This window comes from Streptomyces sp. NPDC086519 (assembly GCF_040686075.1).
GTDB lineage: Bacteria > Actinomycetota > Actinomycetes > Streptomycetales > Streptomycetaceae > Streptomyces > Streptomyces shenzhenensis.
On record NZ_JBFBJL010000008.1, the window covers coordinates 12,849 to 27,884 of the forward strand.

General features: G+C 71.8%; 17 protein-coding genes. 9 read left to right on the forward strand and 8 right to left on the reverse strand.

Going from position 1 to position 15,036, the window contains the following annotated elements:
- Window positions 1–240: 240 nt before the first annotated feature.
- Both AB0P24_RS10145 and AB0P24_RS10150 read left to right on the forward strand, forming a co-directional pair.
- Window positions 241–2,880, forward strand: coding sequence for a glycosyl hydrolase (locus tag AB0P24_RS10145; protein WP_365792137.1), 2,640 nt, complete (start codon window positions 241–243; stop codon window positions 2,878–2,880).
- 319 nt (window positions 2,881–3,199) lie between these two features.
- The gene (locus tag AB0P24_RS10150; RefSeq protein WP_365792454.1) at window positions 3,200–3,286 is read left to right on the forward strand and encodes a hypothetical protein; all 87 of its coding nucleotides are present in this window, start codon (window positions 3,200–3,202) and stop codon (window positions 3,284–3,286) included.
- Window positions 3,287–3,389: 103 nt separating this feature from the next.
- Here AB0P24_RS10150 and AB0P24_RS10155 read toward each other — a convergent pair whose 3' ends face one another.
- The gene (locus AB0P24_RS10155) at window positions 3,390–3,746 is read right to left on the reverse strand and encodes an STAS domain-containing protein (RefSeq protein WP_365792139.1); all 357 of its coding nucleotides are present in this window, start codon (window positions 3,744–3,746) and stop codon (window positions 3,390–3,392) included.
- Between the two features lie 405 nt (window positions 3,747–4,151).
- On the opposite strand from AB0P24_RS10155, the gene AB0P24_RS10160 reads away from it, so the two are divergent.
- From AB0P24_RS10160 to AB0P24_RS10170, 3 genes are all read left to right on the forward strand, one after another.
- Window positions 4,152–4,385, forward strand: a complete 234-nt coding sequence (locus AB0P24_RS10160; RefSeq protein ID WP_365792140.1) for a hypothetical protein — start codon at window positions 4,152–4,154, stop codon at window positions 4,383–4,385.
- 205 nt (window positions 4,386–4,590) lie between these two features.
- Window positions 4,591–5,280 carry a GAF and ANTAR domain-containing protein gene (locus AB0P24_RS10165; RefSeq protein WP_365792142.1) on the forward strand — a complete coding sequence of 230 codons (690 nt, stop codon included), beginning with the start codon at window positions 4,591–4,593 and terminating at the stop codon, window positions 5,278–5,280.
- A 305-nt stretch (window positions 5,281–5,585) separates the two neighbouring features.
- Window positions 5,586–6,422: an RNA polymerase sigma factor SigF gene (locus AB0P24_RS10170; protein ID WP_365792144.1), complete on the forward strand. Its 837-nt coding sequence runs from the start codon at window positions 5,586–5,588 to the stop codon at window positions 6,420–6,422.
- 3 nt (window positions 6,423–6,425) lie between these two features.
- Here AB0P24_RS10170 and AB0P24_RS10175 read toward each other — a convergent pair whose 3' ends face one another.
- On the reverse strand, window positions 6,426–6,878 hold the full coding sequence (locus AB0P24_RS10175; protein ID WP_365792146.1) for an ATP-binding protein: 453 nt from the start codon (window positions 6,876–6,878) through the stop codon (window positions 6,426–6,428).
- Window positions 6,879–7,178: 300 nt separating this feature from the next.
- Here AB0P24_RS10175 and AB0P24_RS10180 point away from each other — a divergent pair, with 300 nt between their 5' ends.
- A complete protein-coding gene (locus tag AB0P24_RS10180; protein ID WP_365792148.1) occupies window positions 7,179–7,349 on the forward strand; it encodes a hydrophobic protein in 171 nt (56 codons plus the stop codon).
- A gap of 116 nt (window positions 7,350–7,465) precedes the next feature.
- On the opposite strand, the gene AB0P24_RS10185 is transcribed toward AB0P24_RS10180, so the two are convergent.
- The 6 genes from AB0P24_RS10185 to AB0P24_RS10210 all read right to left on the reverse strand — a co-directional run bounded on the left by AB0P24_RS10185 (window position 7,466) and on the right by AB0P24_RS10210 (window position 12,503).
- Entirely contained in the window at window positions 7,466–8,305 is an 840-nt protein-coding gene (locus AB0P24_RS10185; RefSeq protein WP_365792150.1) for a DUF1206 domain-containing protein, read from the reverse strand.
- A gap of 319 nt (window positions 8,306–8,624) precedes the next feature.
- Window positions 8,625–9,032, reverse strand: coding sequence for a hypothetical protein (locus AB0P24_RS10190; RefSeq protein WP_365792152.1), 408 nt, complete (start codon window positions 9,030–9,032; stop codon window positions 8,625–8,627).
- A gap of 435 nt (window positions 9,033–9,467) precedes the next feature.
- Entirely contained in the window at window positions 9,468–9,671 is a 204-nt protein-coding gene (locus tag AB0P24_RS10195; protein ID WP_007383480.1) for a cold-shock protein, read from the reverse strand.
- Window positions 9,672–9,900: 229 nt separating this feature from the next.
- Entirely contained in the window at window positions 9,901–10,239 is a 339-nt protein-coding gene (locus AB0P24_RS10200) for a MerR family transcriptional regulator (RefSeq protein ID WP_365792154.1), read from the reverse strand.
- Window positions 10,240–10,452: 213 nt separating this feature from the next.
- The gene (locus AB0P24_RS10205) at window positions 10,453–11,835 is read right to left on the reverse strand and encodes an ATP-binding protein (RefSeq protein ID WP_365792156.1); all 1,383 of its coding nucleotides are present in this window, start codon (window positions 11,833–11,835) and stop codon (window positions 10,453–10,455) included.
- Window positions 11,832–12,503, reverse strand: a complete 672-nt coding sequence (locus AB0P24_RS10210; protein WP_365792158.1) for a response regulator transcription factor — start codon at window positions 12,501–12,503, stop codon at window positions 11,832–11,834. The genes AB0P24_RS10205 and AB0P24_RS10210 overlap by 4 nt, the downstream gene beginning before the upstream one ends.
- Before the next feature lie 151 nt (window positions 12,504–12,654).
- Between AB0P24_RS10210 and AB0P24_RS10215 the strand changes: the two genes are divergently transcribed.
- From AB0P24_RS10215 to AB0P24_RS10225, 3 genes are read left to right on the forward strand one after another with little or no spacing between them, the layout of a single operon-like run.
- Entirely contained in the window at window positions 12,655–13,299 is a 645-nt protein-coding gene (locus tag AB0P24_RS10215) for a DUF4956 domain-containing protein (protein ID WP_365792160.1), read from the forward strand.
- Window positions 13,296–14,165 carry a polyphosphate polymerase domain-containing protein gene (locus tag AB0P24_RS10220; RefSeq protein WP_365792162.1) on the forward strand — a complete coding sequence of 290 codons (870 nt, stop codon included), beginning with the start codon at window positions 13,296–13,298 and terminating at the stop codon, window positions 14,163–14,165. The genes AB0P24_RS10215 and AB0P24_RS10220 overlap by 4 nt, the downstream gene beginning before the upstream one ends.
- Window positions 14,162–15,010: a phosphatase PAP2 family protein gene (locus tag AB0P24_RS10225; RefSeq protein WP_365792164.1), complete on the forward strand. Its 849-nt coding sequence runs from the start codon at window positions 14,162–14,164 to the stop codon at window positions 15,008–15,010. Before AB0P24_RS10220 ends, AB0P24_RS10225 begins: the two co-directional genes overlap by 4 nt.
- The last annotated feature ends 26 nt before the right edge of the window (window positions 15,011–15,036 follow it).

A 15,036-nucleotide genomic window follows, 5' to 3' on the forward strand; every position in this document is an offset into this window, starting at 1 on the left:
AGTTGAGACTCCGCGAGGCTCAGCGGGTGACTCGCCCCGCATGCCGCTCCCCGCGCCGGGAAGCTCGGTGCCCCGCAGACGCCGTGACCGCCTGGTCGTCGGCTCCGGGTCGATGCCGCGGCCCCGGGCCGCCCGAGGTGACAGGTTCTGGTCAATAGCTGGCCAAATCCCGGACACCCGCTGCCGCCGGTGATCGGGTGCTCTGCAACGGCTGTGGAACTGCCCGTTTGGGAGGATCTGGTGTCAGCACCAACCCGTAAGAGACGATGGCTCACGATCTGTGCCATCACCGCGTCCGCCGGGCTCGTCGCGATACCCGCGGGTGCCGCGCCCGGCGGAGCCGGCAGCCCCTTCGGAGTCCGCGCGCTCGCCCGGCTGGCCGCCGAGCGGGAGCACGCGGTGGGGGCCATCACCCCCAGGGCGACGGCGGACAACGACGGCGGCAACGAGGCCGACGAGATCGCCGAGGGCGCGGACCAGTACGCCGAGGCCCGCACCTCGCCCGGCGTCGTGGCCCCCGGCGCGTACGGCGCCGCCTGGACCAGTCTGCGCAACCTGCCCGCCACGGGCGGCAGTTGGCGCAACATCACCGACCTTCCGTACAACTCCGACGACTCCCGCTACCGCGACATCGACTCCAACTCCAGCGGCGGCTCGGGCGAGGTCACCGGCCGGATGGCGGCGATGGCGGCCGATGACGACGGGTACGTGTACGCGGGCAGCGCGGGCGGCGGTGTATGGCGGTCCAGGCGGGGCGGCGGGCACTGGAAGCCGATCAGCGACAAGCTGCCCTCGCAGTCCACCGGCGCGCTGGCGCTGGACGGCGCGGGGCGGCTGTGGCTGGGCACCGGCGAGGCCACCACCAACGCGGACGCCTATCTCGGCAGCGGCGTCTACGTCCTGTCCGACCCGCACCACGGCACGTTCTCCGCCCGCAGCCGGGTCGGCGGTGACGAACTGGAGTCCACCACCATCCACGAACTGCGCTTCGGCGGCGGCAGGGTGTGGGCGGCCACCAGCGAGGGCGTGTGGAGCCACTCCACGAAGAAGCTCACCGGTGCCTGGAAGCTGGAGTTCGCGCCCAACCCCGACTATCTGCCGGGCGGTTCGAAAGCTGACGACGACTCGGCCGCGTACAAGAACATCGCCAACGACATCGCGATCGACCCGAAGGACCCGAGCAAGGTGGTCCTCGCGGTCGGCTGGCGCAGCGGCGACGACTACAACGGCTTCTACACCAGGTCCGGTGGCAGCTGGCAGCGGATCAGCAGCGGCTTCGGCGACCTACCGACCGACGCCGACAACGTCGGCAACGTCACCTTCGCCCGCTCCGCCGACGGCTCCCGCTACTACGCCATCGACCAGTCGCCAGAGCAGCTGAACACCAACCCGGACAGCGGCCTGGAGGGCATCTACGTCTCCAAGTCCGGCTCTCCCACCGGTCCCTGGACGAAGATCGCCGACTACCAGGGCCTGGCCGCCGGCGGCTCGGCGCTGACGTCCAGCGGTTACATGCCGGGCGTGCAGGCCTGGTACAACCAGTTCCTCACCGTCGACCCGGCGAACGCGGAGCACGTCTACGCGGGCCTGGAGGAGGTCAACGAGACCAAGGACGGCGGCAGCACCTGGTCCACCGTCGGCCCGTACTGGAACTTCGGCTTCTCCTGCTGGTCCATCGACCCGGCGAAGCAGACCGGCGGCTGCAACCAGACCACCCACTCCGACCAGCACGCCGTCGCGATCGGCAGCTACCACGGCAAGAGCTTCGTGTACGTCGGCAACGACGGCGGCGTCTACAAGCGCCCCGTCGACGGATCCCAGGACGCCTCCGGTCACGCCACCGACTGGACCTCACTCAACGACGGCACCATCGACACCCTCCAGTACTACTCGGTGGGCATCGGCAAGGACCTGGACCACGGCGGCGTGTCCGTCACCGGCGGCCTCCAGGACAACGGCCAGTCGATCCTCCGCAGCAATGACACGGTCATGGGCTCGAACTTCGGCGGTGACGGCGGCGACACCCTCACCGACCCCGCCAACGGCTGCGACATGGCGGAGGAATACGTCTACCTCGCCATCCAGGTGACCCAGAACTGCGCCGTCAACGACGGCAGTTGGACCACCGACGCCAGCAAGGTCACGTCGTACCAGGTCGCACCGGCCGACAACGCCACCGGCGAGGCCCGCTTCATCGCCCCGCTCGCGGCCGACGCCAAGAACAGCTCGACGTGGATCGCGGGCGGCCGGCACGTGTGGGTGCAGACCCACGGCTACGCCATCCGCAGCGGTTCGGAGTGGACCAGCGTGTACGACCTCGGCGCCGGCCGCACCGCGACCGCCGTCGCCGCCTCCGGCGGCAAGGTGTACGTCGGCTGGTGCGGCCCCTGCAACAACCAGGGCTTCGCCCGCGGCATCGCCGTCGGCAACGCGGACGGCACCGGCTGGCACGACATCACCCTGCCCGTGGCCGGGACCGTGCCCAACCGCTACCTCAGCGGCTTCGCCGTCGACCCGAAGAACGCCGACCACGTCTTCCTCGCGGTCAACGGCTTCTCCCGGCACTGGACCGAGGGACCGGGCGCGGGTGTCGGCCACGTCTTCGAGTCCACCGACGGCGGCACCACCTGGACCGACGTCTCGGCGAACCTCCCCGACGTGCCGGCCGACTCCGCCGTGGTCACGCAGAACGGCGGCCTCGCCGTCGCCACCGACCTCGGCGTCGTCTACCGCGCGCCGGGCCGCACGCAGTGGCAGCGCGTCGGCTCGCTCCCGGCCGTCGCCGTGCTCCAGCTGAAGCTCGGCCCCGACGGCAGCACCCTGTACGCGGCCACCCACGGCCGCGGCATCTACACGATCAAGGTGCGCGACCTGCGCTGACGCAACGGCATGACAGGGGTGCCCCCGGCCTCCGGGGGCACCCCTGTGCCGGGTGCGGCACCACGGTCACAAGCCGTGATCGCGGCGTGCCGAGCCGTCCCCCGTTCGGCGGCACGGGGACGGGAAACCCGAGATCAGCCACTTCACCGCGCCGCCGGCCGGGCGGACGAAGGCCCACAGGCCGCGGCCGACCGAGAACCGAGAGGAGTCCGTGCCATGACGACTCCTGATCCTGAGCCGGGCCGAACCCCGGGACTCGAACCGGGCGGCGGGGGCAGCGCCCGGTGACACTCCACCCGCGGAGGGGAGCGTCTCCGGTATCTCCCGTCCGGAGCCGCCCGAGCTGCGCAAGGGCTGGGCGGCCATGCCCCTCGTCCTGATCATGGCAGTGGTCTGCTGGTGGTGATCGGCCTCATCGCGATGGTGGCCGCACTGATCGGACAGGTCAGCGGGCACCGCGATGGAGGCACCGGCGGCTCCCCGCTTCCCCGGCGCGTACCAGGACCCCGTCAGCCGCCGGAGTACGGGAGTGCCACCCCACCCCCGGCGGCGTCGGCCGGGACCGAACCGAACTGGGCGTCTGTTCCGGTCAGTTCGAGTACCCGCCGCACCTGCGGCCGCATGCCGCGCAGCTCCATCACGCCACCGCCCGCGACGACCCGCTGTCGCAGGCACAGCAGCATCCCCAGCCCCCCGGCGTCCATGAAGCCCACCCGCGTCAGGTCCACCGTGAGGTCACGGCCGCCGAGCGCCAACGGACCGGTGACCGCCGCCGCCCGCGCCCGCGCGGGAAAGTCCAGTTCGCCGATCAGCGCGAGCACGATCCGGGTGGGAGAGTCGCTGATCCGTACATCGAAAACCGGCATGGAGCAAACCACCGTTCGGGGTCGAAGACCATCACGGTCGGCTCCCACTGCCGGAAGAAGGCCGTCCAGGGCGCACAACGGGGCGCCGCTCCCAGCCGGGCGAGACCACCCGTACCCACCACCGGCCGCCTTCTCCTCGGTGACCGTTCGGCAGCGCGGGGTCTCCCACCGGACCAGGCTGGTTACTCCTCCAGCCTGTCACAGCGGCCCGGCGGAGACCAGACCGCCCAGGCCGCGCGAACAAAGGTACGGTGCCGACCGCGCGTACCCCGCGGCGGACGCGGGCCGACCGGGCGGCTCCCGCAATCGCTCTTTTCCCGGTGCGCACCGCCTGGCCTGGGTACTCGGCGGGCCAGACCGGCGGGCCGAGCCCGCTTCGACACAACGCGACGGAGTGATGCGACGATGGCCAGCGCCACCGAGACCGGACACATCACCGGAACCTCCGACAAGGACTACAACCTTCTCTGGTACGTCGAGAGCTGCCTGGACAACGCCCTCCGGCTGGACACGTACATCAAGGACGCCGAGCGGGCGAAGGACGGACAACTGGTCGAGCTGTTCACCAAGGCACAGGCTGACAGCCGCAAGGGCGCAGATCTGGGCAAGGCCCTGCTGCGCAGTCGTCTGAGCGGCTGATTCCCGGCGCCGACGGGGCTCCCCGCGGACCCCTGTCGGCCCCTCCGCCGCCACCGTCTCCCGGAGCTTGAACACCGCCGGATGCCGCGGCCCCCGCAGTCATCTCCCGGCCCGCCACGGGTATCCGCCCGTGTGGTAGGCGTGAGCCTCGCGTGCGAAGCTGACGACGAGGCTTGTCCGGACGGGACGAGTAACGGAGGACGACGTGGACTGGGGTCGGTTCGCGGAGCAGTTGGCATGGATGGCCCGGGAACTCCTGGCACAGGACTCGGTCGACACCACGCTGGCACGGATCACCGCCTCGGCCACCGAACTGGTCGAAGGCTGTGACGCGGCGGGCATCCTCGTGCTGCACGAAGCGCGGGTGGAGACACTCGCCCCCACCCACCAGCTGGTCACGGACAGCGACCGGCTCCAGCAGCGGCTGGGGGAAGGGCCGTGCCTCGACACGGCTCACCGTTCGCGGGACGAGCGGGTCTTCCGCATCGCCGACCTCACCGGCGAGCAGCGGCGCTGGCCCGCCTTCGCTCCCGAGGCCCACCGGCTCGGCATCGGCGGCATCATGGGCTTCCCGCTGTACACCGGGGACGAGGACTTCGGCGCGCTGAACCTCTACTCCCACAAGCCGGGAGCGTTCACCGAGGCCGACGAGCTGGCCGGCCGGCTGCTGGCCTCGCACGCGGCGGTCGCGATCTCCAGCGCCCGCACCCATGCCCAGCTGGAACAGGCCCTTGCCACCCGCCACACTATCGGCGAGGCCATGGGCATCATCATGGGCAGCCACCGCCTCACCGAGGAGGAGGCGTTCAACGTGCTGCGCCGCTACTCCCAGGCGAACAACATCAAACTCCGCGAGGTCGCCCGCCGGGTCCGCGACGAGGGCACCCTGACGTGACCCCGGAGGAGCGGCTCCTCCGGCACTTCGGCTGAACCAGAGAAGCCTGGGCCGGGCCAGTCCCCAGGGGATCGCTGCTGAACCCGGCTTGGCCTCCGAGTCCCCCGTCCGACCGTGCGCACACCCCGCGGGGGGACCGACCGGCCGTTTCCCCCGCCGAAACCCGTACACAGCCGCGGCCGGAAACGGCGAGCCCGGCGAAGAATGACGACGGCTGGGGGAATGCGGCCCGTCGGCCGGGGTAGGCGCGTGCTTGCCGGACGACGAACCGGCGAGGACGAGGGCGAGTGACTGGGAGGGGCATCGTGCCGACGACGACCGTTCAGACTGCCGGGCAGACGCTGGGCGTTCCGGAGATCGCGGACCCCGCCAAGGTCGCGCCGAGGGACGCGCGCGAGCTGTCGAAGGCGTTCTTCGACCAGCTGGCGGTTCTGGAGGAGGGCACGCCCGAATTCCAGTACGCGCGCAACACGCTGATCGAGATGAACATGTCCCTGGTCCGCTTCGCGGCCGGCCGGTTCCGCAGCCGCGAACCGGCCGAGATGGAGGACATCGTCCAGGTCGGCATGATCGGACTCATCAAGGCGATCGACCGTTTCGAGCTCTCCCGCGAGGTCGAGTTCACCTCCTTCGCCGTGCCGTACATCGTCGGCGAGATCAAGCGGTTCTTCCGCGACACCACCTGGGCCGTGCACGTCCCGCGGCGGCTCCAGGAAGCCCGTGTCCAGCTCGCCCGCGCCACCGACGAACTCCGCAGCCGCCTCGGCCGTACCCCCACGGTCAAGGAACTGTCCGACCTGATGAGCCTGCCCGAGGACGAGGTGCGCGAGGCGCGCCTGGCCGCCAACGGCTACAACTCCTCCTCGCTCGACGCCACGATCAACAACAGCGAGGACGGCGAGAGCGCCCTCCAGGATTTCATCGGCGCCGAGGACACCGCGCTGGAACTGGTGGAGGACTTCCACACCCTGGCCCCGCTGATCGCCGAACTCCCCGAGCGTGACCGGCAGATCATCCACCTGCGGTTCGTGGAGGAGCTCACCCAGGCCCAGATCGGCGAGCGCCTGGGCGTCTCCCAGATGCACGTTTCCCGGCTCCTGTCCCGTACCCTCGCCCGCCTGCGCGAAGGCATGCTCACCTGACTCCTAGCGGGTGGCGGGCCCGCGCAGGCGAAGGTGCACGACGACCTGTTTGCCGGTTTCACGTGAAACGGTGTGCAGCCGGCCGCACAGCCGGACGACCAGGCGCAGGCCGTGTCCGCCGACGCGGCGGGGGTCGGGTGCGAGCAGTTCGGGCAGACAGGGGGACGTGTCACTCACGGTGACGCGCAGCAGGCCGGCGTCGGGCGACACCCACAGCACCAGGCCGACCGGGCCGGGTGCGTGGCGTACCGCGTTGGTGACCAGTTCACTGACGATGAGCTGGGCGTCCTGACTGGGCAACTGGTCCGGGGGGTGGCCGGCCCGGGCCAGCAGGGCGCGTACGGCCGTTCGAGCGTCAGCGATCGCTGTGTCCGTGGTCTCCCAGGTGGCGCTGTAGCGCAGGGGCGCCCCCGGTTCCTGTTCGTCCGAAGCCCGATTCTTCAGCGGGGTGACCATAGAACTCTTCCCGTGGGTCGGTCTGTTCTTTTCGCCGTCGTGTAATTCCGCGTACCCCCCGCCTCCATGTTCATGAGGAGATCCGGCACATCGGCGCAATGACGACACAAACGAGAAAGGGTCTTCCCGGATTGTTTCCGGGAAGACCCTTCGCCAGTCGTGGAACATGCCTTCTCGTGGTAATGGGGCCGCTGTCGCGGTAACCCCACCGGTGCCCGTACTTTCCCTTCACAAACAAGGCACCGATCGTGAATGACCGTGCAAGAGCGGGGCACCCGGAGCGGCAGGAGGTCGATAATTATGGTTCCGCTTCTTCTTGTCCTGCTTCTCGCGGTGATCCTCTTCGGTGCCGGCTTCGCCGTCAAGATTCTGTGGTGGGTGGCCCTCGCCGTCCTGGTGCTGTGGCTGCTCGGATTCGTGGCGCGCTCCACCAGCGCCGGCGGTGGCCGGGGACGTTGGTATCGATGGTGAGCTGACTTCGCGCACATCCGTCCGCAGGGGCCGGCCGTCATGACGGCCGGCCCCTGCGGACGTGCCCGGACGCGGGCACCTGTCGCGGCGTCAGGCGGGCCGCGTTCCGGCGCCTGTCAGACCCTGCGCCAGCGCGCGTTGGCCCAGGAGAAGGCCCCGAAGGCCATGAGGCCGACCGCTATCAGCGCCAGCAGCCAGGGACCCGCGGGGGTGTCGGCGAACGTGCGCAGGGTGTCGTCCATCCCCTTGGCCCTGCCGGGCTTGTGGTGGACGGCCGCGGCGATGGCGAAGCCGCCTGCGGTGGCGAAGACGATGCCCCGGGCGGCACCGCCGAACATGCCGAGGAAGGACACGACTTCACGCACCCTCCGCGACATCGCCGACATCCTCAGATGCTTCTCGAACTTGCGCAGGAGAGCCCGGGCGGCGATCCACAGGCCGGCGGCGACCACCGCGGCGCCCGCGACGCCGACGATCCACTGCCCGCCGGGCCAGGCCAGCGCCTTCGCCGTGACGTCCCGGGAGCTCTTGTCGGAACTGCCACTGCCGCTGCCCCTGTCCCCGGCCGCGTAGGAGAGCACGGAGTACGCGACGAATCCGTAGAAGCAGAAACGGCCCGCGGCCATCGCCCTCCTGCCCGGCTTCTCGCCGCCGGGACCCGCCTGCCCGAAGGCGGCCTCGGACAGCCGCCACAGGGCCATCCCGGCCAGGGCGATTCCCAGCAGCCACAACAGCAGGGTGCCGAAGGGTTTTTGGGCGATTTCGGCGACCGCGCCACCCCGGTCGGCCTGCCCGCCCCCGCCGGTGAACGCGATCCGCAGTGAGAGAACGCCGATCAACACGTAGATGACCCCGCGGCCGACGAAGCCCGCACGGGCCGCCGCCGCGACCGCTCTGCCGTTCGCCGCACGGTGAACCTGACCGCGTCCGCGTGCCGTTGCCGATCCAGTAACCATGCCCTACCGGATGCCCCCGAAGCGCGAGGCCATCCTGGGCCGAGTCACCGCCGCCCGGTCACGACGGTTCGGCGCACTGCCGGCAGGGCGCGGCGCTCGACCTCCCCAGGTGATGCGCCGCTCCCCCGCCGGCGCGCGTCGACTACCCGCGGACCGTCGCCCCACACCATGGCCGGAGGGCCGAAGACCGGGAGAAGCGGTCTTCGGCCCTCCGGCCGGGGTGCGGTGGCCGTGCCGGCTGTGCCGGCGGACGGCGGCGAGTGCATGAGCCGCCGTGGCACAGCACCGCCGCCACGAGCGGCTGAGGGCCGTCCGGCCCCTAGCGGCGGCCTTGGTAGCGATCGTGATCCGCGTGCCGGTGGCCGTACCAGCCGGGGCGCCCGATCCGGTCGTGGTCCCAGCCTCGGTGCCCACGCCAGTCGCGGTCCCGGTAGCGGTCGCGGTCGCGGTCGCGGTCGTGATTCCAGTCCCGGTCCCAGCCGTCGCGCCCTGCCCGGTCGCGGTCCCGGTCGCGGTCCCGGTCGCGGTCCCGGTCGCGGTCCCGGTCGCGGTCCCGGTCGTCGAAGCGGCCGTCGCGGTCGCTCCGGTAGCTGTGCGAGTAGCCCCTTCCGTTGTCACGGTCATGGCCGGGTCCGGCGGCCAGGGCCGGCAGAGCGGCCGCGCCGACGAGTGCGCCCGAAGCCACACAGGTGGCGATCAGGCGGAGCGTCGTACGGGAAACAGACATGAATCCGTCACCTCACGTTCGTGCGGACCGGCCCTGGTCGGGGCCGGGCGAGCAGTCCGGGATTCCCGGCTCGATGCCGAGGCCCCACACTGTGGCGCTGCACGACCGCACCGGAGCACGGTACGGATTCGCGTTACAAACTGCAGATATATTCGTAACTGTCCCTTGTATGGGCCATGGACACCGGGAGAGGCCTGGACACCGGCCCGTGCCCGCCTCGGCTCCTTCGAACGGCCCAATGGCTCCGGTAACGGCGAGGGGTCCGCCGTTCGGGGGACGAGCCTTTCCTCGGTGCGGCGTGCCGAGAAATTTCCGCGCAACGCCGGACCGCCGTGGGGAATCACAGGAAACACAATGGCTGGGGCCCGCACCCAGAGGGTGCGGGCCCCAGCCATACGATGCGCGAACCCGTGGCTCGCGACGTGTGCGTCGGCGTCAGGCGGGAACGATGTTCTCGGCCTGCGGGCCCTTCTGGCCCTGCGTGACGTCGAAGGTAACCTTCTGGCCTTCCTGAAGCTCGCGGAAGCCGCTGGTGGCGATGTTCGAGTAGTGGGCGAACACGTCAGCGCCGCCACCGTCCTGCTCGATGAAGCCGAAGCCCTTTTCCGCGTTGAACCACTTCACGGTGCCAGATGCCATATTGAATCTCCCTCGGGGGGCAGTGTCGGACCCGCACTTTACGGGGCCGGGTCGCCGCTATGATCACCCCTCCGGAAAAATCCGGAAAGCTCTGCAAAGACAAAATCTCTGGCAACCAAAACTGCAACTGCTGTCACGCTAACACAGGTCGGGGCGGAGCGGGCCTGCGTTTTCGGCACCCTCCGGTCATCCTCATCCGGCCGGATTACTGATATCTGTGTCAGCGGTACTAGATATTCGCACCCTGCTCGTCCAGCTTCCGGCACATTTCCCGGTTCAGGCGCAGGGCGTCGTCGAGCTGGTCCTCCAGGGAGACGATGCGGCACGCGGCCTCGACGGGCGTGCCCTGGCCGACCAGCTCACGGGCGCGGGCGGCGATGCGCAACTGGCGGCGGGAGTACCGGCGATGACCGCCCTCCGACCGCAGGGGAGTGATCAGCTCGGCCGCGCCGACGGCCCGGAGGAAGGCGGGGGTGGTACCGAGGATGTCGGCGGCGCGCCCCATGGTGTAGGCGGGGTAGTCGTCGTCGTCGAGGTTGCCGGTGACGGGGGCTTTCTCAGCGGGCATATGACCTTCGTTTCGGGGACGCGGAGAGGGACCCGGACGTGCGCGGCACCCGCACTCGGAGGACTTCAGCGCCACCTGCCCCGTACGAGAAGCGTAACTCCGCCAGGCACGGACATGTGGTCCCGCCGCGACAGAAATGCCTCCGGGGCACGGCGCGGAGACCGCGGGCATGCCGTGGTCCCACCGCACGCGGCGGCCGGGTCCGGGAGGCGGTCAGCAGGGCAGGACGAGGACGACCGAGGCCCCGCGCCCGGTGTCCTCGGCGCGGGCGGTGCCGCCGTGGGCGGCGGCCACCGCCTGGACGAAGGCGAGCCCCAGGCCGGATCCGCCGCCGGTGCGGCTGGCCTCGGCGCGGGCGAAACGGTCGAACGCCCGGGGCAAAAACTCCGGCGGGAAGCCGGTCCCCTCGTCCGTGACGCACAGCCGCAGCACGTCCTCGTGGACGGTGGCCGTGAGGCGGACGGTCCCGGCGCCGTGCCGAAGGGCGTTGTCGAGCAGGTTGCCGATGGCGGGCCGCAGCCACTGGGCGTCGACGTCCACGCTCGCGCGGGCGGTGTCCACGGTCACGGTCCGCCCCTCCCGCTCGGCGGTGCGCAGATGGGGCGCGACGGCGGCGCCGACGAGGTCGGCGAGGTCGGTCGGAGCCCGGCTGAGGTGCTGGGCGGTGCCCAGTTCCTCCAGGTCCAGCAGTGCGTTGGAGAGCTCGATCAGGCGCTGCACCTCGGTGTCCACCGAGCGCAGGGTCTCGGTGAGTTCGCCGGCGGAGCGGGGGCGGTGCAGGGCGACGTCGAGTTCGGCGCGCATCAGGGTGAGCGGGGTGCGCAGTTCGTGACTGGCGTCCGCGACGAACCGGCGCTCGCGTTCGGCGGACGCCGCCAGGCGGTCGAGCATGTGGTTGAGGGTGTGGCCGAGCCGGGTGATCTCGTCGTCGCGGTCGGCGGGCACGTCCAGGCGCAGGTTCTGGGCGCCGTCCGCGAGACCGGCGGCACCGCCGCGGTAGCGCTCGACGGGGCGCAGGGCGGCGCGCGCGGTGCGGTAGCCGACGCCGGAGGCGGCGATCAGGGTGAGGCCGGAGGCGAGGGCCAGCTGGGCGAGGAGTTCGCGCAGCGCCTCGTCGCGGTGTCCGCGCCGGACGGCGGCGACCACGATCCGGCCCTGGCCGCCGGCCGTGACCCGGCCGGCCTGCAGACGCAGGGTGTCCGAGGTGATCGGCAGGAGGGAGCCGACGTCCCGCCGGACGGTGGCCCCGTGCGCGGCGGCGTCCAGCTCGGCCGGGGTCAGCAGGGACCGGCCGCGCAGGGCGTCGCTGGAGAGCAGGACCCGGCCCTGTGCGTCGAGGACCTGCCGGAGGCTGCCGCTGGGGCCGGGCGGGAGCTGTCCCTCGTCCCGTACGGCCTGGTCGAGGCTGCGTCGGTACGTGGTCAGGTCGTCGTTCAGCTGCCGGTCCAGGGCGGCCTGGACCCGCCAGTAGACCAGTCCCGCCGTGCCCGCCAGCACCAGGGACATGGTGACGGCGACGGCCAGCACCAGACGGGCGACGACGGGCAGCCGCCGGAACCACGGCCACGGCCGCAGCCGCCCGGGAAGGCGCTTCACCGGGCGGTCTCCAGGCGGTAGCCGCGTCCGCGCAGGGTCGTGATCGTCGTACGGCCGAAGGCCCGGTCGACCTTGCCGCGCACCCTGGAGACGTGCACGTCGATGGCGTTGCTGCGCAGGTCGGTCTCGCCGTCCCAGACCTCGTCCAGCAGCCGGAGGCGGGTGACCACGCGCCCGGCGTTCTCCATGAGGACCCGCAGTACGTCGAACTCCCGCCGGGACAGCTCCAGTTCGGCATCGGCCCGCCAGGCCCGCTGCTGTTCGGGGTCGAGGACGAGGTCGCCGACCCGCAGGCGCCCGGAGGACTCGGGACGCCGCCGGGATATCGCCCGCAGCCGGGCCAGCAGTTCCTCCATCGCGAACGGCTTGACCAGGTAGTCGTCGGCGCCGGCGTCGAGCCCGGCCACCCGCTCGCTGATCGCGCCACGCGCGGTGAGCAGGACCACGGGAACGTCGATGCCCTCGCCGCGCAGCGTCCGGCACACCTCGACGCCGTCCATGCCGGGCAGCATCACGTCCAGCAGCACGGCGTCCAGGCGCGGATCGCGGGCGGCGGCGAGGCCGGAGGGCCCGTCGTAGCGGCCCTCGGCGGTGTGGCCGGACTCGGTCAGGTAGCGGACGACCAGATCGGTCAGGCGGGTCTCGTCGTCGACGACCAGGCAGTGCATGCCGGTCAGGCTAACCGCGCCCCGGGCACACCACGGCCACCGGGAAGGCTTCATGGTCTGTTCATGTGACATCCCTACCGTCCTTCCGGTCGCGGTGCCCCGCGGACCGCGACCGGTCCCCGTCCGACGTGCCGTGACGGAAGGGACCCCCATGCACGCATCGGTGCTCGCCGCCAAGGGCATCACCGACCACCTCACGGTCACCGATCTGATGACCCGCGGCGGTCTCGACGTCATCGCCCTGCTGATCCTGGTCGGCTGGCTCTACCGGCGCCGGCCCAGCGTGCCCGCGATGCCGCTGGTGCTGGCCGCGCTGAACACCGGCCTGTTCGCCGCGATGAGCACGATCAGCGCCGGCAAGTTCCCGGCCGGGGTCGGGTTCGGGCTGTTCGGCATCCTCTCCCTGGTCCGGCTGCGCAGCGCGGCCTTCACCCTCCGGGACGTCGCCTACACCTTCGTCGCCCTGGTGATCGCCCTGTGCACGGGGCTGCCGCAGCGGCAGACCTGGCTCGTGGTCGCGCTGGACGTGGTGGTGCTCCTCGCCGTCCTCGTGGTCGACGACCCCACGGCGTACGAGCCGCCGACCCGCACGGTGCGGCTCACCCTCGACCGGATCTACCCCGACCCCGCGGTGATCGCCGCCGACGTGGCCTTCCGCTTCGGCCAGGCGCCGCTGTCGGTGGTCGTGGACGAGGTCGACTACGTCCGTGAGACCACCCGGGTCCTCGCCCGTTACCCCGCCGGCCCGGCCGTCGCCTCGGACTCCGAGCCTCGTGAGCCGGTGATGGCGCCGTGACCGCGGCCCCGCCCCTCGGCCCGCCCCTCGGCCCGCCCCTCGCGGCCCGGCTGGGCCTGGCCCAGCCGCGCGGTGCGACCCTCGCCGAGGTGGACGCGGCGGCGGCGCTGCAGCACCGGGTCGACCGCAAGTACCTGGTCCCGCTCGACCGGGCCCGCCGCCTCGTCGCCCGCCTCGCCGACAGCCACCACGTTCTCGACCTGGGCGACGGCCGTCGTACGACGAACTACCTCAGTACGTACTTCGACACCCCGGAGCTGGGCGCCTGGCGGGCCCACGTCCAGCAGCGGCGGCGGCGCTGGAAGGTACGCACCCGCCTGTACGCCGAGGACGGTCTGTGCCGGGTGGAGGTGAAGACGAAGGACGGCCGCGGCGCCACGATCAAGCACGCGCTGCGGGTCCCGGCCGCCGAGTACGGCGAACTGACCGCCCACGCGGCCGAGTTCGTCGACCAGGTGCTGGAGCGGGCCGGCGTCCCCGTCACGGCCGGGGAGCTGACCGCCGAGGTGGAGGTCCGTTACGTCCGCGCGGCCCTCGCCGACCTCCGGCACGGCAGCCGCGTCACCTTCGACGGCGCCCTGAGCTGCCGCCGGGACGGCCGGACCGCCGCGCTCGACCCCGGGCACGTCCTGGTCGAGACCAAGGGCGGAGCGCGCCCCGCCCTCGCCGACCGCCTGCTGCTCGGCATGGCGGTCCGGCCGGTCTCGCTCAGCAAGTACGTCGTGGGCCAGTCCCTGCTCAGCCCGGGCCTGCCCGACAACGACGTACGCCGCCTCGCCCGCGCCCACTTCACCACCGAGGCGCATCCGGCACCGCGCCCGGGACAGCTCCCGGCGCCGCTCCCCGAAAGGACCCCCGCCGCATGAACGTCCTGCGTGGCATCACATGGCGCTACCCCCTGATCGCCCTGCTCGCCGTCGCGGCCGTGGCCGTCAGCACCCTGCGACCCCAGCTGGTCACGGCCGTCACCGCCAAGAAGCCCGGCGCGACGGAGCGGATCAGGCAGGACCCGCCGCCCGCGCTCTTCACCGACGCCGAGATCGCGGCGATCGGCACCGCCGCGGACGCCCGGCGCGCGCAGGCCGACGCCCTGTTCGCGCAGTGGCGGAAGGCCCACGGCACCACCCGCGACGACCGGGCGTTCACCGCCTGGGCGGCGCGGCAGGTCCCGGCCCCGCCGTCGGTGAAGCAGCGCACCGCCGAACTCCGCCAGGACCAGGCCCTCGCCAGGACCCGCACGGCGGCGGGGCGGAAGGCCGCGACCTGGCTGGAGCTGCACGGCAAGAAGGACGTCTGGCGGCTCTACCTCCACGACCAGCGCGAACTGGTCTCCGGCGCGCGCGGCAGGACCGAGAAGGCCGAGCTGAAGGCGGCTCTGACGCTGGCCAAGACGATCAGCGACCAGGTGGCGGCCAAGGACCGGCAGCCGGCCCCATTCGTCCTCGACCCGACCCTGCGCCCGGACAAGCGCGTCACGCCCGGTGCCAAGGGCCCGTACTCCTACCCCTCCCGGCACGCGACCCGTTCCGCCGCGGCCGTCACCTTCCTCAGCGCCCTCTCCCCGCACCGCGCCGCGGACTACCGGTGGATGCAGGACGAGGTCCTCTACTCCCGCCTCTACATGGCGGGCCACGTCACCAGCGACCTCACGGCGGGCACGCTGCTCGGCGACCTGATCGGCGACTACGAACTCGCCGTCAGCGGGCACTGACCCGGCGCCGCGCCCTTGTCACCCCG